This is a genomic window from Marinobacter sp. C1S70 (genome assembly GCF_000475355.1).
Lineage (GTDB): Bacteria > Pseudomonadota > Gammaproteobacteria > Pseudomonadales > Oleiphilaceae > Marinobacter > Marinobacter nauticus.
The window spans coordinates 333,276-349,316 of record NZ_AXBW01000073.1 but is presented as its reverse complement, the minus strand read 5'-3'; the positions used below and the strand labels follow the sequence as shown (position 1 = coordinate 349,316).

Below are 16,041 nucleotides of genomic sequence, written 5' to 3'. Positions count from 1 at the left end.
GATTGAAAATGAGACCTGCGCCCGGCCCATGTGCGCTGATATAGTTCGCGCTATCGATCAATTCACAGTTAAGGCCTAAGAGGCAGGTAGTTCACCATGCGTTACTCCGTATTTCTCACTGTTGTCGTCTTTCTCCTGGCGGCGTCCTGCCAGAGTGCTGCCAGTACGGAGCGGGTTCCGAACCTGGCGTCGGTGCAGGCAGCTGCGGCGGAGGTTGGCCAAGAGGGCTTGCTGTTCGGGAAGCATGCTGACCGTCCGGTGCCTGTAGCGTCGATTACCAAGCTGATGACAGCGCTTGTGGTGGTGGAATCCGGCCAGGCTATGGACGAGTGGCTGACCTTCGAGAAGCGTCATGTCGAGGCTGCTGCGAACGCCTGGAGCAGGATCCGGGTGGGCTCTCAGCTTCGGCGCCGCGACGTGCTGCGGATTGCCCTGATGTCATCCGAGAACTTTGCTGCCTACACTCTGGCGCGTGTCTATCCGGGTGGCTTCGACGGTTTTGTTGCCGCGATGAATGCCAAGGCAAAAGCTCTGGGGATGCTTCAGACCCGATTTGTTGACCCGACCGGTCTCTCTACCGGCAATGTGTCCACGGCAGCGGACCTGGTGATCCTGGCGCGTGCTGCGCTCAAGCATCCCGAAATTCGTGAAGCCTCGACCACCGGCTACTACCGGGCCGAGTTCCGCAAACCCCGGTACAGCCTGTCGTTTGGCAATACCAATGCGTTGGTGCATCGGGACAGCTGGGGCGTGAGCCTGAGTAAAACCGGATACCTGACAGAGGCGGGGCGTTGTCTGGTGATGGTGTCGGAGATGAACGGAACGCCCGTGATCACGGTTTTGCTGGACTCTCTGGGTACCCGGTCTCCGATGGGGGATGCCGGCCGAATCAAGCGCTGGCTTGCCACGGGTCAACCAGGTTCGGTGGCGCCCGCCGCGAAGCGTTATGCACAGGAAAAAAATTCAGCTCTGATGGCGGCAGAGGCAGAACAGTCTCGAACCACCACGGCGTCCTCACAATAAAGGAACAGCTCAGACCATGATTGAGATACTGACCACCGGTGGCACCATCGATAAGGTCTATTTTGATGCCAACAGCAAGTTTGAAATCGGGGACAGCCTGTTGCCGGAACTGTTGACGGAATCCAACATCCATGACGGCTATGAGGTTCGCCCCCTGATGCGCAAGGACAGCCTGGAGCTGACCGATGCGGACCGCCAAACCATTCTGGAAGCAGTCAAGGCTTCGGCCAGCCAGCGTATCCTGATTACCCATGGCACCGATACCATGGCGCAGACCGCCGAGGTACTGAAATCGGTAGCCGATCGCACGATTGTGCTGACGGGCGCCATGCAACCTGCGCGCATGCGGCGCAGCGATGCTACCTTCAACGTTGGCTTTGCCTGGGCCGCGGTGTCGCTGTTACCGGCGGGGGTCTATATCGCCATGAACGGTGAGGTGTTTGAAGCAGGTTCAGTGCGGAAAAATCTGGCAGCCCAGCGGTTCGAACGTGCCTAGGCCGAAGAGTTCACTCTGTTGCTGAGCGGATTTCCTGAGAGGTCAGTGCCCGGAATTCTCCGGGCGCCAGCTTATCGTCCAGTTCAATGCTGCCGATACGGAAACGGTGCAGGGCCTCAACACGATTGCCAACCGCCGCCAGCATCCGTTTGACCTGGTGGTAACGGCCCTCGCTGATGGTCAGGTCGATCAGCTGGTTGTTGTGTACACGAACTTCGGCGGGTCTGGTCTCTGTGGTTTCACCGTTCAGCATGACTCCCTTCTCAAGCGCCCGGCAGGCCTGTTCCGGGATAGCCTCAGCCAGCCAGACCCGATAGCTTTTGCGGCATTCCCGGCGGGGGGATGTGACCGCGTGGGACCATTGGCCATCACTGGTCAGCAATAGCAAGCCAGTGGTGTCCTTGTCCAGCCGCCCGGCGATATGAACCCGACTGGCCAGGCCGCGGGGCAGCAGGTCGAGTGCCGTTGGCTGGCTGCTGTCGGTGGTGGCACTGAGCACTCCAGCGGGTTTATGCATCATCAGGTAGATATCGCCGGGTGGGTTAACCGGTTTTCCATCAAGATGAACGGACTGTTCGGCCTCCACCTGGCGATTGGCCTGCCGGCAGGTTTCGCCATCCACCTTCACTCGTCCCGCTGACACGACCTTTTTCGCCTCTTTGCGGGAAAGCTCTGTACCGTTGCTCAGATATTGATCCAGCCGCATCAGCAGGAGCTCCCGTGGTTGGGAGCAGACAGCGTGGCCAGGCACAATACCGGTACCTGGCCGGTCATTCGATTCCACAACAGGGGCAGGGCGGCCCGGTTCAGCGCCGGGCGGGGCAGGCGATCGCTGGCCAGTGGCTGCAGTCCGTCTTCGGCGGTTTCCGCCAGGATGAAGGTGAAAGGGTGAGCGCCGGGTATGCCCAGCCGGATATCCGTTGCGGTTATCTGAGTGCCGTTCTGCTGGTAGTCCAGGAAACCGCCGGTAAACCATTCCAGCCGCCGGGCTTCCGGCAGCTCGGCGACAAGGCGGGCAAGCTCTGGTTGCCGCGGGAAGCGTTCCAGTACCAGCTCGTCGCTGGCATCGAGGAAACCGGTCACTACTTCGATTCTTTGCCCGGCACTGACCGCTGTGGCACGCCAGAGAACGGTGTTGAATGGCATGGGTTGAACCATCAGGGCCGCCTGCTCCATACCGGCGTTCGCCAGCGCCGGTCGCACCCGATCGGTGATGATCTGTTGTGCAATCAGGGTCCAGCCGAGATAAAGGCTGGAAAGAAGCAGTCCGGCGGCAACGGTTCTTGACGCCGGTGGGCGATACAGAAAGGCCAGACAACCCGCCAGTAGTGGCAAGGTATAGAGCGGATCAATAATAAAGATACTGTTGATCGCCACGGGCGGGCCAATGGGCCAGAACAGCTGGGTGCCGTAGGTGGTAAAGGCATCCAGCAACGGGTGCGTGATCAGGATCAGACCAACCAGAGCCAGCCATCGCTGATAGGAAATGAGCGGTTTCCAGCGCCACAGGCCCCAGGCGATAAGCAGAGACAGTGGTGCCAGAATAAACAGAGAGTGGCTGAACCCCCGGTGCTGGGTAAAGTTGGCAACCGCTGTGCCATAGTCGATGACCACATCCAGGTCGGGTAATGTGCCGAGCAACGCACCGGTAAGAAGGGCCGATCGCCCCAGGGTTTTGCCGGCAACCGCGCCCGCAATGGAAGCGCCAAGGGCGGCCTGTGTGATGGAGTCCATAATGTCCCGATTCGTGGTGACTGGGTGATACCAGTATTATGCGCGGATTCGGGATTCAGATCACGGGAGGTAGGAATCGCCGGCAGCACAGGGCACTGCCGGCGAAGAGGGGATTGCTCAGACCTTACGGCGGCGCGCCAGTCCCAGGCCGGCCAGGCCGAGGCCAAGCAGCGCGAGAGTGCCGGGTTCGGGTACGCTGCGAGCAGTGAGTTTGGCCAGAAGATCCACTGAATTGATGGATTTCTCATCCGTGATCAGCTCGTGGGTTCCATTTGCAAAGCCGACCAGCTCCAAGCTGTACATGTTGCCATCGAAGACAAACTCTTCATTGGACACAATTCCGTTTGAGAAAAGTACGGTGTCCGCAACCGGGCCATTGTGCTGGTCCCATAGAACAAAGCAGTGGCCAAATATGCAGATTTCAAATGGATTTGACGCGTTGTTCGGTGTTTCTTCGTGAGTAAACGAAAAAGTTGCTTCAGGGTTTCCTCCCCCTTCAAAGCCCAAGGCTACGTCGAGGTCAACGGAGGTGAGCGTATCGCCCGTCACTGGCATATTCACATGGGTGAATTTACCCAATGTAAATGGCGAATCATCATTGATCTGATGAGGCAGCGGATTAAACGCATCAAATTGGTAGCCGCTTCGTTGATCCAGGTGGGCTGGATTTCCCCAGTACACTTCAGAGCCATTTTGTTCATACGTCACACTGGCGCCCTGTGCATTGTTGAATGTGCCTTCGATGGACTCGAGGTTTATCGGGAAGGCAAACGCGGTAGCTGCATAGCCGAGAGTCGCGGCCGCTACGATTCCTTTCATCAATTTAAGCATTGTCCACACCTTACTACTCACAGTTGTAGGATTGCCCGGAAATCGCCAGGCACTGCGAAAGTATGTAGCTAAATGTGTGCCAGTATTTTTATCAAGTAAATACAAAGCGTTACAGCATTTTGTTTCGCTAGATGTAAAAAAACTGGACGCTTTCAGGAGCCGCTGTAAACCCCGAGAGCCGCTAATACCTGTTCTGATGGAAAGCCGTCAGCCACCAGGCCTTCCGCTTTCTGGTACGCGCGAATGGCCTTGCGGGTGTTGGAGCCGAGGATGCCATCGGGTTCGCCGCTCGGGTAGCCTTTGTCATTCAGTGCCTGTTGAAGCTCCAGCACCTGATTCCGTGACAGCGCGGGCTGATCCTCTGGTGGTGGGTTCTGAAGCTTTCCGGCGCCGGCAATCCGGTCTGCCAGATGGCCAACGGCGATGGCGTAGAACTCGGACCGGTTCCAGCCCATGATCACCCGGAAATTACTGTAAACCAGGAAGGCCGGGCCCTGGTGGCCGCTGGGCACGATCAGGGCCGCCTCAATGGGCTCGTTGGCCAGGTGGTTACCGAAGGCATCGGTGATGCCCATCTTGCGCCAGTCTGCCAGGGGCAGACGACGACCATCGGCCAGACTGAAATCAAAGTTGTCGGGTAACAGCACCTCCCGCCCCCAGCGATAGTCGCCATCCCAACCCATGGACTGAAGAAAACGACCGGCAGACATCATGGCGTCTGGAAGGCTGTTCCAGAGATCCCGGCGCCCATCACCATCGGCGTCGACCGCGTGTTTCAGGAATACCGTCGGCATGAACTGCACATGGCCCATGGCGCCGGCCCAGGAGCCTTCCATCTGATCAGCGGGAATAGCGCCTTCGTCAATAATCCGCAGGGCAGCGATCCATTGCTCTGTGAAGAAGCTGCTGCGCCGGGCATCGCAAGCCAGGGTGGCGAGGGCACTGGGCACCTGCATCTTGCCGAAGTAGCTGCCATAGTTGGTTTCCAGACCCCAGAATGCGGCCAGATAGGGGGCGGGAACACCGGTTTCCGCGGTCACGCGGTCCAGGAGTTCACGGTGTTCTGCCAATAATTCTCGGCCTTTGCCGACCCGGGCGTCGTTAACCCGTCGGTTCAGGTAGTCGGCAAAGGTGGTGGTAAATTCGGGCTGTCTGCGGTCCAGCTCAATCACTCTGTCGAGGTGCACCACGCCGGCCATCACGGACTGCACCGTGGATTCACGCACACCGGCGGCGACGGCTTTCTCTCCGAGCGCCTGTTTGCATTGCTCAAACGCCGGTGTGGCGGTTGTTTCGGTTTCTGCCCTGGCAACCAGCGCCAGCGTGCTCAGGGAAATCGCCACCAGTGTACGGCGAATGGCAGTCCGGGAGATCAGGTCAGGCACGGGAATCCTCGCAATAGAGTCATTAAGGCGTTGGCTGCCATGTTAGCGCGTTTTCCGTGTTGGAAAATACCGCCATAGCCTACAGTGCCGCATCATTTTCTGCGGTCACGAGTTCGCCTGACTTTTCGGGTTTGTCGTCTTTTTGTAGCACCCCGGTCACCTTGCCATCGGGATGTTCTATAGTTGGAGCATGAGTGGAATCCGGAGCAGATGTCGTTATGGCAACACTGAAGGCGCTGGTGGTCGATGACGCCAGTTTTGTGAGAGATCTGGTGAAACGGACAGTGCGCCAGCGCTTTCCCGTCATTGAAACTACCGATGCCCAGAATGGTCGGCGGGCCCAATCCCTGATGTCGAGAACCAGTTTTGACCTGGTGCTGTGCGATTGGGAAATGCCGGAAATGTCCGGGCTGGAACTACTGCAGTGGATGCGCCAGCAACCGCAGTACCAGAAGGTACCATTCATCATGATCACCAGTCGCGGCGACAAGGATCATGTCATTGAGGCGGTCAAGGAAGGGGTGTCTGAATACCTGGGTAAGCCCTTTAGCCCTGAGGGATTGAGCAAAAAGATCATCAAGGTGATGGGCCGCCGCCTGAAGGACGCCATGGATCGCAGCGGCAAATCACTGGAAGGGCCGGCGGATGCGTTCAAGGAATCCGCCACCCTTCTCACCCAGAAGCGGGAGGCGCCGGCACCAAGGCCGGAAGCCTCAAAACCTGAACCCGCGGCTGATAACCCGCTGCTGAATGCCGGTAGCGCAAAAGCGGCTGCAGGCAAGCCTCAGGCCCGTGGCGCCATGAGTATGGCATCTGTAAGGTTTTCCGACAGTACCCTGAAGTCGGTGGTCAAGGACATTAACCTGACGGAAGTACGGGTGATCGCCAAGCGGGATCAGGAATTCCCGGGGATTCTCGATCAGGCGGTGGTGGATATCGACATGGGCGATGGCCAGATGGCGCGTCTGAACGGTTACGTGCATCAGTTGCAGGCGGTGGACAAGCGCCAGGATACCGACTTTGTCAGCGTCACTATCCGTTTTGTCGATGAAGACCCGAAGAAGCTGGAGGATCTGTCGCGATTTGTGGCCAGGTTCCGGGCCTCAAACCGCTAACTGGGGGCGCCTCAGTCCTCCGGAACCTGTTCGGGAATCCGTTCGACCAGGCGCTCCCTTGGAAAATGGCAGATAAATTCGCTGCCTTCGCCGACTTTGCTGCGAATTTCCAGATTGCCGTCGTGATTGATCAGCACATGCTTGACGATAGCCAGGCCCAGGCCGGTTCCGCCGGTATCCTTGTGGCGACTGGGATCGGCGCGATAGAACCGTTCGGTCAGCCTGGGGATGTGGATCGGGTCAATGCCGATGCCGGTATCCTTCACCGAAAGGTGGGCGCCGTCGCGATTGGTGCTCCAGGCAACTGTGATGGCTCCGCCGGCCGGCGTGTATTTCACCGCATTAAACACCAGGTTGGAAAATGCACTGCGTAGCTGGCTTTCATCGCCCTGCAGCAGGCGGTGGTCACTGATCTGAACCGTGATCTGGTGGCCCTTGTCGCCGCTCAGGGCCCGGGCATCATGACAGATCTGGTTCAGCAGGGCGTCGACATCGGTCAGCGTGTCATCCACCGTATGCTCGCCGGTTTCGATACGGGACAAGAGAATCAGATCTGTGATCAAGGCCTCCATCCGGGAGGCCTGTGCCGCCATGGTATTGATAGCCCGGCGCCACTTGGCAGGCAGCTCATCACCATGATCCACCAGGGTTTCAAGGTAGCCACTGATCACGGTCAGCGGTGTGCGCATTTCATGGGAAACGTTGCCGACAAAGTCGCGCCGCATTTGTTCAAGCTGATACAGCCGGGTGACATCCTTGGCCACGATCAGGCGGTCATCGTCGCCGAACAGGCTGATCTGGATCTGCAGATGGATGTGGGGCTTGGCTGGCGAGTTGATTTCCAGGGGCTCGCGGTAATCCCGGGTATCGAAATAGGCCTTGAATGCCGGGTTGCGGATCAGGTTATGGATGTACTGACCCTGATCGGTGCTGCGGCGGAAACCCAGCAGGTATTCGGCTGAGCCGTTCCACCACTCCATGGCGCCACGGGCATCGGTCATGATAACGCCGTCGCGCATGGCGTTGGTGGATTCCTGAACCCGGTTGATACGGGCCCGCAGGCGATCCTGGGTCATCAGGTGGTTCTGGTTCAGCTTGTGCAGGCTGTCGAAGATATCACCCCACAAGCCGATGCTCTGGGGCGCTTCGTCGGAAGCGCTGGGGTTTCCCAGCCACTGGTAAAGGCGCCGGGCCTGGACCAGGGTCCACCAGAGATAGGCAACAAGCCCCACCAGCAACCCGTAGAGCGGCTCGCCGAAATAGAACCCCACCAGTGTGGTGCCTGCGAGCGCGGTGATGATCAGTCTCAGGTAACGGGACCAGTTGTGTTGCATCCACTACTGCCTTGTCGTGTTGCCGGCGCTGATGCCGTGATCGCCGGACGATGAGGGGCGGTCCGGGGCTGTCGTCAGGGAGTAAATCAGGCCACTTTGGTGGAAAACCGGTAGCCCGTTCCCCGCACGGTCTGAATCAGATGATCGTACCTGTCTCCCAGCGCCTTGCGCAGGCGGCGGATGTGAACGTCGACGGTGCGTTCCTCGACATACACGTTGCCGCCCCACACCTGATCCAGCAGTTGAGACCGAGTATAGACCCGTTCCTGGTGAGTCATAAAGAACTGCAGCAGGCGGTACTCGGTCGGGCCCATATTAATGGCACCGTCGGCCGTGGTCACACGATGGCCGACCGGGTCCAGGGTCAGACCATCCACTTCGATGGGGCTGTCGACACCCGGCGGTGTGGCACGACGCAGAACCGCTTTCAGGCGGGCTACCAGCTCACGTGGGCTGAACGGCTTGGTGATGTAATCGTCGGCACCGACTTCCAGGCCCTGAATCTTGTTATCCTCTTCCACCTTGGCGGTCAGCATGATGATAGGGATATCGGCGGTGGCCTCTTCTTTCTTCAGCCGGCGCGCAAGTTCGACACCGCTGGTGCCCGGCAGCATCCAGTCCAGCAGGATCATGTCTGGTTGCTTGTCGATAATCAGGGCATGGGCTTCACGGGCGTCCGCTGCCTCCAGGTAGTCGTAATCCGCCATTTCGAGCGCGACCGCAATCATTTCACGGATAGGCGCTTCGTCATCGACGATCAGGACAGTTTTTCCACTCATATGCATCAACCTGTGTCAGACCTCGGGAGTTCTCTGATCAGAGGTGCGAACACACTCCCTTGTAATGTTGCCGAGTCATTACAACGCGTCTTTGTTACAAGTATATGACATGGGCGGGTAGTCAGAACGCCAGATCCAACGCCAGCCCCAGAAACACTGCAAAGCCGGCCCAGTTGTTATTGAGAAATGCCTTGAAGCATCCTTCCCGGTTCCGCTCCCTGGCCAGGTACTGGTGGTAGACGAAGAGCGTGGCCATGGCCACAACGCCGAGATAATAGAAGGAGCCCAGTTCCGCCCGCTGGCCCACCATCACCAGAATCACCACCACCATGGTCTGCAGCAGAGCGATGATCGCCCGATCTGCATCACCAAACAGGATGGCTGTCGATTTTATGCCGACTTTCAGGTCGTCATCCCGGTCGACCATGGCATAGAGGGTGTCATAGGCGACCGTCCAGAGCACGTTGGCGGTAAACAGCAACCAGGTGAGCTGACTGAGCTGGTTGGCCTCAGCTGCCCAGGCCATGGGAATGGCCCAGGAAAAGGCGGCGCCCAGAAACAGCTGGGGCAAATGGGTGTAACGCTTCATAAACGGGTAGATAAAGGCCAGCAGTGCACCACCGAATGACAGATACAGGGTCAGGGTGTTGGTGAACAGCACCACCATCAGAAACGACACCAGGCATAGCCCGGCAAACAGGGCGACGGCTTCCCAGGCACGGACCCGGCCGGCGGTGAGCGGGCGATCCTTGGTGCGTTTGACGTGGCGATCCCAGTCCCGGTCGGCAAAATCGTTGATGGCGCAGCCCGCGGCCCGCATGAAAAATACGCCCAGGGTGAAGATCAGCAGGTTGGCAAATGACGGGGTCCCCTCGGCCGCCAGCCAGAGTGCCCAGTAAGTTGGCCACAGCAGCAACAAAGTGCCGATCGGACGGTCGATGCGCAGCAGTCGTGCGTAATCCGCCAGGCGGGCATGAACATGGGTGGGCAGGGCGTTCTGCAACATAGGAGCTGGTATCCGCTTGTTGATGCGTGAGAGTGCACCCGATTATAGCCAGCGGCAGCGGTAGGGTTAACCCTGGTTGTGAGACTGGTATAGCCGGGGTAACAGGTATTCCCCCACCAACAGGGCGCAGGAACCCCGGTGGAACAGGGATCTGCGGGCAAGGCGAGGGTGGCCGTTGCTGCGGACTTTGCAGAGCCCTGTTTCCAGTGGCCCCCGCTGCCACTCGGGGCTGCTGAACAGATAGGCGCCCAGTGGCTTGTTGCCAAGATTGCGCAGGCGGCGGCCGTGGCCATGCAGACAGGTCTGTGGGATCACTGTCCGGGCCAGCACCCAAGGGCGGCCGTCACCGCAAAGGCGAACTTCCCGTACCCAGGCGAGCTGGCGTGGTGCCAGGTTCAGGCGCTTCGCTTCTTCAGGGGTTGGGGTTGAAAAACCTTCCCTGAGAATTTCAACGTGAAAGCGTTCCTGGCATTTTTGCTGCAGTGCCCGGGTAAAGGAACCTTCTACCATCAGCCAGTAGCGGGCCGGGCCATGAACCTCAGGACAGTAAAGGCCGGCCGCCGCCAGCGACCGGTACCAGAACGTGGGAGGTATGCTCAGCTCGGGGGGCTGGTCACAGTCCTTTAACGGCATAGATTCCCGGAGCGTTGCGCCAATAGCCTTTGTAGTCCATGCCATAGCCGAACAGGAATCGATCCTCAACGTAAAGGCCGGTAAAGTCTGCCTTCAGGCCGGGGCGCGCCTTGCGATCGTGCTCCTTGTCTACCAGCACCGCAGTCAGAACCTCGCTGGCGCCATGGGCCAGGCAGTAATCTGCGATGGCGCACAGCGTCGTACCCTCGTCCAGGATGTCGTCGACGATCAGAACCGTGCGGCCTTTCATGTCGGCTTCCGGCTGAAGCTTCCATTCCAGAATGCCGCCGGTGGTCTCCTGGCGGTAACGGGTGGCGTGCAGATATTCGGCCTGAACCGGAAACTTCAGTCGTGGCAAGAGCTGACCGGTCAGGATCAGGCCGCCGTTCATGACGCAGAACAACAGGGGGTTACTGTCTTTGAGGCGATCGGTGATGGCGCTGGCCATGGTGTCGATGGCGGTATGCACCTGATCTTCGGGAACCAGGCAGTCAGCGTCTGCCATGACCTGGTTCATTTCAGCGACGGTATCGGTCATAACGATCGGGTCCTGTCCAAAACGGCGGATTATACCGAAGTGGGGCGATCGAAGGGAGGGGCGCGGCGGTATTGCCGGGTCTGTAATTGTGGCTATTGGCAGAAAACCCCGATCCGGGCTGTCGGTGGTGGCATTGGTCAACGCCGGTGTCGCGGTTATGATGGCAGCCAATCGGGTGAGTGGTGGTCGGCTGGAACTCGGTCGCATTTTGTGATCTTTGTGCTTGATTGCTTTATTGTTCGACAATAATATCCTCGCAGACAAATCGGTGGGAGCTAGTTATGAAGAAGTGGCAGTGTGTGGTGTGTGGTCTGATTTACGATGAAGCCGAGGGTTGGCCGGAGGACGGTATTGAGCCTGGCACCAAATGGGAAGATGTGCCCGAGGATTGGGTTTGCCCGGACTGCGGTGTGGGCAAGGAAGATTTTGAAATGATCGAAATCGGCTAAAGGCAGGACAGAGTCATGACCGAGCAGACACCTATTGTGATCGTTGGTACCGGTTTGTCGGGTTACTCACTGGTACGGGAATTTCGCAAACTGGATAAGGAAACCCCGGTCATTATGGTGACTGCCGACGACGGCGTCAGCTATTCCAAGCCTATGTTGTCGACCGGCTTTACCAAAGACAAGGATGCGGATGGTCTGGCCCAGGCCAACCCTGAGGCTATGGCCGAGCAGCTGGGGGTGGAAATTCGTCCCTGGTCCACGGTTACGGGCATTGATACCGATGCCCATGAGCTCAAACTGGGCGACCAGCGCATACGTTATGCCAAGCTGGTTCTGGCCTGGGGCGCCGACGTCATCCGCCTGAGTCTGGATGGTAACGCGCAGGACCGGGTTCATTCCATCAACGACCTGATGGATTACCGTGCCTTCCGTAAAGCCCTCGCCGAGGGCAAGCGGGTCGCGATTATGGGGGCGGGCCTGATCGGGTGTGAGTTTGCCAATGATCTGCGCAATGGTGGCTACGAAGTGGACGTTATCGCCCCGGACTCATCTCTGATGCCCAGCCTGCTGCCGGAGGCAGCCGCCGGTGCCGTGCAGGCCGAGCTGGAGAGGCTTGGGGTGCGGTTTCATTTGGGGACGGTGGTTGAGCGGGTAGAGAAGCAGGGCAGTGGTGTCGAGCTGACGCTCGGTAATGGTGAGCAACTCCAGGCCGACCTTGTTGTGTCTGCAGTGGGGCTGCGCCCCCGCACTGAACTGGCCCGCGAAGCCGGGATCCGTTCCGGCCGGGGTATTCAGGTGAACCGGGCTCTGGAAACGTCCGCACCGGATGTCTTTGCCCTGGGCGACTGTGCCGAAGTGGATGGGCGCGTTCTGCTCTATGTGCTGCCGTTGATGGCCTGTGCCCGGGCGCTGGCGAAAACACTGGCCGGTGCGCGCACGGAAGTCAGTTACGGCACCATGCCGGTGATGGTAAAAACACCCTGTTGCCCGACCGCAGTCTGCCCACCGCCGATGGATGCCGAGGGCGAATGGCAGGTGGAACAGGACGGGGCTGACGTCAAAGCCTTGTTCCGGAGCCCGGACGGCGACACGCTTGGCTTCGCAGTGACCGGCCGGTTCGCTCTGGAAAAGCAGACACTGTCGAAGGAAGTTCCTCCTATTCACCGGGACTGAAGCCTGCGGCTACCAGTGAGGTTGGCTGGTAGCCGATTGCCGTCTTTGGCAGTTTCAGCCGTTGCGAAATTTTCCTGTCTGGGGTAGAAAACCCGTTCGTGAGCTAACAAAAGACAGGAGCGCGCATGCTGGATGTAACCCGAAAACTGGTGGAGTTGCTGGATCTTTCCCCGATCGGAGACGATCATTTTCAGGGCGACAGTGAGGATCTGGGCTTTCCGCATGTATTCGGGGGGCAGGTTCTGGGGCAGGCCCTGATGGCGGCCAGCCGGACCGTCGAAAATCGCCTCTGCCACTCCCTGCACGCCTATTTTCTGCGCCCTGGCAATCACAGCATGCCGATCGATTATGAAGTTCAGCGGGTTCGGGATGGCGGCACGTTCTCGGTGCGCCGGGTGATTGCCCGTCAGGACGGCAAGGAAATCCTGACCGGTTCCATGTCGTTCCAGGTCGCAGAAGACGGATTGGACCATCAGGTTGCCATGCCGGCAGCGCCGGACCCCGATACGCTCAAGTCGGAGCAGGACTGGGGCAAGCTGATCGCAGATAAAGTGCCGGAGAAAATGCGGGACATGCTGACCCGTGACCGGCCCATAGAGATCCGTCCGGTAGACCCGATGAATCCATTCAAGCCGGAAAAGCGCCCGCCCCATCGCCAGAACTGGTTTCGGGCCCTCGGACCTTTACCGGATGACCCGGTACTGCATCGGTGTCTGTTGACTTATGCCTCTGACTTCTCGTTTCTGGGGACGTCCCTGACTCCTCACGGGCGCACCTTCATGAGCAAGAACATGCAGGTTGCCAGCCTGGACCATGCCATCTGGTTTCATCGGGATTTCCGTATGGATGACTGGCTACTTTATGACAAGGACAGTCCGAGTGCATCGGCGGGCAGGGGCTTCAATCGGGGCAATTTCTTTACCCGGGATGGTGTGTTGGTGGCCTCCACCACTCAGGAAGCACTGATCCGGGAGCGTAAGGCCTGAGGATTGTAGTTGCCGAGCCAGTCAACCATTTCGTTAAAGGGTAGCGGTCGGGTTAGGAAGTAGCCCTGTACCAGATCGCACCCCATGTCGTGCAGCAGTGACAGGGTTTCCTCATCCTCCACCCCCTCGGCCACCACGGTGTAGCCGAGGCTGTGGCACATATCGATGGTGGTGCGCACGATCACTCTGTCCTGCTCCCGTTCCGCGATATCGGTAATCAGCGAACGGTCGATCTTGATTTCTCCAGCTGGCAATTGCTTGATGTAGGACAGGGATGAATAGCCGGAACCGAAGTCGTCAATGGAGAGCGGAATGCCCGCGGCATCAAGCGCATTCAGCGCCCGCAGGGAATTGGTAGGGTCCTGCATCATGGAGGTCTCCGTGACCTCGAAGGTGATGGCCCCGGAGTGGATCTGGTAGCTTTGCATCAACCGTTGCACGAACACGGCAAAATCCGGTTCCCGTAGATTGTTGGGCGAGATGTTGACGGCGATTCCGGCATCCCAGCCGATCTCCAGCAGCCGCCCGCGCATTTCCAGGGCCTCTTTCAGTACCCAGCGCGTCAGCGGTTTGATTAGGCCGGTCTGTTCGGCCACTGCGATGATTTCATCGGGCCGAACCGGCTGTTCCCGTCCTGGCCAGCGAATCAGTGCCTCAAATCCGGTAATAGCGCGGGTACGAAGGCACAGCTTGGGCTGCAGGAACAGAGTCAGCTCGTTGTGATCGATGGCGTGGCGCAGGTCGGAGACCAGAGTCAGTCGGTCGGCGCTGTAGGAGTCCCGGGAGGATTTGTAGTAGGCAATTCCGCGGTCTCGGGCGCGGTCAGAACCTTCGGCGATCACCGCCCGGCGAATCAGGGTGTTGGCATCGTTTCCGTGAGTCGGGTAGAAAGCCACGCCCAGTTGCGGGTTCAGGGGAACCTGCATGCCAAGGAAATCTACCGGGTAGCGGATCTCTTCAATGCTGCGCAGCACGATTCTGGGTACCGACAGCGCCTGGTCAGCATCCACCACAAAGGCAAAGGTTTGCGGGTCGAGGCTGGCCAGGAAGAAGGTTCGGTTGTCGGTCTGCTCCAGAGAGATGGCCCCAGGTACATCCTTGATCACCGCGTTGTAGTGTTTGGAGGCCAGCTCCAGTATGCGGTCGGTGTTGCGGTGGCCCAGGGTCTTGGTGACCGCATACAGGTTGTCCAGATGGATAATGACCACGCCGAAGCGTTTGCCGCGCTGGCTCCGGATCAATTCGTTCAGGCGCATTTCATAGCTGCTGCGGTTAGGCAGGCCGGTGAGCGGATGATGCAGGGCCTGGTCCATCAGCCGGAGTTCGGCCGCGCGTCGGGCTTCAAGCGCCTTCAGTTCAGCCTCCTGGGCCAGCACTTTCGCCTGGCGTTCGTGATATATCCGGATGGCAAGGGCGAGGCTGAGGAGTATGGCCTGGAAGGCCGAGCCCAGCTGCATGCCATACACAGAGAAGAAGCTGGTGGCAATCAGACCGTACTTATTGGCGGCGGTAATGGCACTGCCCAGAGTGACGGCCCCCCAGGCCAGAGTGTAGTAAACCGCCTGTGGATTGCCTCTGGCCCACTGTATCGGTCCGACAACCGTTAACAGCAGGCAACTCGGCATGGCCAGAGCGACAGCCAGTCGGATACCCGTGCCATAGTCAATCACAGTTGTGGCAAGAGCAAGAGCCAGGGCGCCGTTTAGCAGGATAGTGCCGAGTATGAGTCGATCGAGTTGGGGGCTGCATTGCTCCAGTTTCAGAAAGGATCTGGCGAACATGAGTGTGAAAAGCAAGGCCAGTGGTATGGACAGGACCATGGCGTTGCTTTGCAGGCCAGGAAGCGCGGGCCAGATAAACTGGTAGGTAATACCGTTCAGGGTGCCGATCAGGATCAGGTAGCCCAGAGTCGAGAGTACGTAATAGAGGTAGATCGACTCCCTGAGCGCCAGGAATACAAACAGGTTGAAGCAGATGGCGGTAATCAGGATTCCGTAGTACAGGGCGTGAACCTGGCTTTCTACGGAGGTCTTCTCGAAAAAACTGCGATTGTTCCACAGCCTGAGCGGCACTTGCATGGCACCGTCGGTGTCGATTCTCAGCAAGATGCGGTAGTCGTGACCGGCTTCAAGCTGGAACGGAAACAGGAAATGCGGATGCTCCACCGGGCGCTCCGAGAACAGCATGCGGTCACCGGTCTGGTAGTTCAGCTGGATTTCGCCGTCCCGTAACAGATAGAAATCGATCCGGTCCAGGTGCGGGTAGGTGATCTCCAGGAGATTGGTGGTTTGGGGCCGGGTGATGGGGAACTTCAGCCAGACCTGGTCCCGGGTGTAACCAAAATTAGGCGTTTGTTCGTTCAGGATTTGCCAGTCGCCGGATTCCAGAGCCTGTTGCGGGCTGCGTTGGTCGTCCGGCGCCAGTCTCAGGTACTCAATGGCTGGAATATAGCCATCACTGGCAGCCATAGCGGGAAGCGAAAGCGCCAGAAGAATCAGCAGGGCTGCCAGGGATCGGGCCAGTTGCATCAGAATCACAGGTTACCGTTCTTGTCGTTAT

The 16,041-nt window shown here is 58.8% G+C and carries 16 protein-coding genes; 6 read left to right on the top strand and 10 right to left on the bottom strand.

All coding sequences use genetic code 11. The annotated features are described in order from the left end of the window. Positions 1–96: 96 nt before the first annotated feature. Both pbpG and Q669_RS17030 read left to right on the top strand, forming a co-directional pair. Complete coding sequence (gene pbpG / locus Q669_RS17035) at positions 97–1,023, top strand: D-alanyl-D-alanine endopeptidase (RefSeq protein ID WP_022993208.1); 927 nt, start codon at positions 97–99, stop codon at positions 1,021–1,023. A 16-nt stretch (positions 1,024–1,039) separates the two neighbouring features. After that, positions 1,040–1,519: an asparaginase domain-containing protein gene (locus Q669_RS17030; protein WP_022993207.1), complete on the top strand. Its 480-nt coding sequence runs from the start codon at positions 1,040–1,042 to the stop codon at positions 1,517–1,519. 10 nt (positions 1,520–1,529) lie between these two features. Here Q669_RS17030 and Q669_RS17025 read toward each other — a convergent pair whose 3' ends face one another. From Q669_RS17025 to Q669_RS17010, 4 genes are all read right to left on the bottom strand, one after another. Further along, complete coding sequence (locus Q669_RS17025) at positions 1,530–2,225, bottom strand: pseudouridine synthase (RefSeq protein ID WP_022993206.1); 696 nt, start codon at positions 2,223–2,225, stop codon at positions 1,530–1,532. Beyond that, positions 2,225–3,253, bottom strand: a complete 1,029-nt coding sequence (locus Q669_RS17020; RefSeq protein ID WP_022993205.1) for a metal-dependent hydrolase — start codon at positions 3,251–3,253, stop codon at positions 2,225–2,227. Before Q669_RS17020 ends, Q669_RS17025 begins: the two co-directional genes overlap by 1 nt. Positions 3,254–3,370: 117 nt before the next feature. Then, the gene (locus tag Q669_RS17015; protein ID WP_022993204.1) at positions 3,371–4,084 is read right to left on the bottom strand and encodes a THxN family PEP-CTERM protein; all 714 of its coding nucleotides are present in this window, start codon (positions 4,082–4,084) and stop codon (positions 3,371–3,373) included. A 152-nt stretch (positions 4,085–4,236) separates the two neighbouring features. After that, positions 4,237–5,469 carry a lytic murein transglycosylase gene (locus Q669_RS17010; protein ID WP_022993203.1) on the bottom strand — a complete coding sequence of 411 codons (1,233 nt, stop codon included), beginning with the start codon at positions 5,467–5,469 and terminating at the stop codon, positions 4,237–4,239. A 218-nt stretch (positions 5,470–5,687) separates the two neighbouring features. Here Q669_RS17010 and Q669_RS17005 point away from each other — a divergent pair, with 218 nt between their 5' ends. Next, positions 5,688–6,584 (top strand): response regulator, encoded by an 897-nt coding sequence (locus Q669_RS17005; protein WP_022993202.1) that lies wholly within the window; start codon positions 5,688–5,690, stop codon positions 6,582–6,584. Positions 6,585–6,595: 11 nt separating this feature from the next. Here Q669_RS17005 and phoR read toward each other — a convergent pair whose 3' ends face one another. The 5 genes from phoR to Q669_RS16980 all read right to left on the bottom strand — a co-directional run bounded on the left by phoR (position 6,596) and on the right by Q669_RS16980 (position 10,874). After that, positions 6,596–7,918 (bottom strand): phosphate regulon sensor histidine kinase PhoR, encoded by a 1,323-nt coding sequence (gene phoR, locus Q669_RS17000; RefSeq protein WP_014422865.1) that lies wholly within the window; start codon positions 7,916–7,918, stop codon positions 6,596–6,598. 86 nt (positions 7,919–8,004) lie between these two features. After that, a complete protein-coding gene (phoB, locus tag Q669_RS16995; protein WP_022993201.1) occupies positions 8,005–8,697 on the bottom strand; it encodes a phosphate regulon transcriptional regulator PhoB in 693 nt (230 codons plus the stop codon). Positions 8,698–8,818: 121 nt separating this feature from the next. Further along, on the bottom strand, positions 8,819–9,703 hold the full coding sequence (gene ubiA / locus Q669_RS16990; RefSeq protein ID WP_022993200.1) for a 4-hydroxybenzoate octaprenyltransferase: 885 nt from the start codon (positions 9,701–9,703) through the stop codon (positions 8,819–8,821). 66 nt (positions 9,704–9,769) lie between these two features. Then, positions 9,770–10,336 carry a chorismate--pyruvate lyase family protein gene (locus Q669_RS16985; RefSeq protein WP_022993199.1) on the bottom strand — a complete coding sequence of 189 codons (567 nt, stop codon included), beginning with the start codon at positions 10,334–10,336 and terminating at the stop codon, positions 9,770–9,772. Then, a complete protein-coding gene (locus tag Q669_RS16980; protein WP_022993198.1) occupies positions 10,317–10,874 on the bottom strand; it encodes a hypoxanthine-guanine phosphoribosyltransferase in 558 nt (185 codons plus the stop codon). The genes Q669_RS16985 and Q669_RS16980 overlap by 20 nt, the downstream gene beginning before the upstream one ends. A gap of 281 nt (positions 10,875–11,155) precedes the next feature. Here Q669_RS16980 and Q669_RS16975 point away from each other — a divergent pair, with 281 nt between their 5' ends. The 3 genes from Q669_RS16975 to tesB all read left to right on the top strand — a co-directional run bounded on the left by Q669_RS16975 (position 11,156) and on the right by tesB (position 13,482). Continuing rightward, the gene (locus Q669_RS16975) at positions 11,156–11,323 is read left to right on the top strand and encodes a rubredoxin (protein ID WP_008173532.1); all 168 of its coding nucleotides are present in this window, start codon (positions 11,156–11,158) and stop codon (positions 11,321–11,323) included. A 15-nt stretch (positions 11,324–11,338) separates the two neighbouring features. Next, positions 11,339–12,496 (top strand): NAD(P)/FAD-dependent oxidoreductase, encoded by a 1,158-nt coding sequence (locus Q669_RS16970; protein ID WP_022993196.1) that lies wholly within the window; start codon positions 11,339–11,341, stop codon positions 12,494–12,496. Positions 12,497–12,621: 125 nt separating this feature from the next. Further along, positions 12,622–13,482 (top strand): acyl-CoA thioesterase II, encoded by an 861-nt coding sequence (gene tesB / locus Q669_RS16965; protein ID WP_011786999.1) that lies wholly within the window; start codon positions 12,622–12,624, stop codon positions 13,480–13,482. On the opposite strand, the gene Q669_RS16960 is transcribed toward tesB, so the two are convergent. Further along, entirely contained in the window at positions 13,449–16,010 is a 2,562-nt protein-coding gene (locus Q669_RS16960) for an EAL domain-containing protein (protein ID WP_036149935.1), read from the bottom strand. The genes tesB and Q669_RS16960 overlap by 34 nt on opposite strands. Positions 16,011–16,041 lie beyond the last annotated feature (31 nt).

What these genes read in the sequence shown, in the direction of transcription:
- pbpG (WP_022993208.1), top strand. Translation starts at nt 97, where the DNA reads ATGCGTTACTCCGTATTTCTCACTGTTGTCGTCTTTCTCCTGGCGGCG.
- ubiA (WP_022993200.1), bottom strand. Translation starts at nt 9,703, where the DNA reads ATGTTGCAGAACGCCCTGCCCACCCATGTTCATGCCCGCCTGGCGGAT.
- Q669_RS17020 (WP_022993205.1), bottom strand. Translation starts at nt 3,253, where the DNA reads ATGGACTCCATCACACAGGCCGCCCTTGGCGCTTCCATTGCGGGCGCG.
- Q669_RS16985 (WP_022993199.1), bottom strand. Translation starts at nt 10,336, where the DNA reads ATGCCGTTAAAGGACTGTGACCAGCCCCCCGAGCTGAGCATACCTCCC.
- Q669_RS17030 (WP_022993207.1), top strand. Translation starts at nt 1,040, where the DNA reads ATGATTGAGATACTGACCACCGGTGGCACCATCGATAAGGTCTATTTT.
- Q669_RS16975 (WP_008173532.1), top strand. Translation starts at nt 11,156, where the DNA reads ATGAAGAAGTGGCAGTGTGTGGTGTGTGGTCTGATTTACGATGAAGCC.
- Q669_RS16960 (WP_036149935.1), bottom strand. Translation starts at nt 16,010, where the DNA reads ATGCAACTGGCCCGATCCCTGGCAGCCCTGCTGATTCTTCTGGCGCTT.
- tesB (WP_011786999.1), top strand. Translation starts at nt 12,622, where the DNA reads ATGCTGGATGTAACCCGAAAACTGGTGGAGTTGCTGGATCTTTCCCCG.
- Q669_RS16970 (WP_022993196.1), top strand. Translation starts at nt 11,339, where the DNA reads ATGACCGAGCAGACACCTATTGTGATCGTTGGTACCGGTTTGTCGGGT.
- Q669_RS17025 (WP_022993206.1), bottom strand. Translation starts at nt 2,225, where the DNA reads ATGCGGCTGGATCAATATCTGAGCAACGGTACAGAGCTTTCCCGCAAA.
- Q669_RS17005 (WP_022993202.1), top strand. Translation starts at nt 5,688, where the DNA reads ATGGCAACACTGAAGGCGCTGGTGGTCGATGACGCCAGTTTTGTGAGA.
- Q669_RS16980 (WP_022993198.1), bottom strand. Translation starts at nt 10,874, where the DNA reads ATGACCGATACCGTCGCTGAAATGAACCAGGTCATGGCAGACGCTGAC.
- Q669_RS17015 (WP_022993204.1), bottom strand. Translation starts at nt 4,084, where the DNA reads ATGCTTAAATTGATGAAAGGAATCGTAGCGGCCGCGACTCTCGGCTAT.
- phoB (WP_022993201.1), bottom strand. Translation starts at nt 8,697, where the DNA reads ATGAGTGGAAAAACTGTCCTGATCGTCGATGACGAAGCGCCTATCCGT.
- phoR (WP_014422865.1), bottom strand. Translation starts at nt 7,918, where the DNA reads ATGCAACACAACTGGTCCCGTTACCTGAGACTGATCATCACCGCGCTC.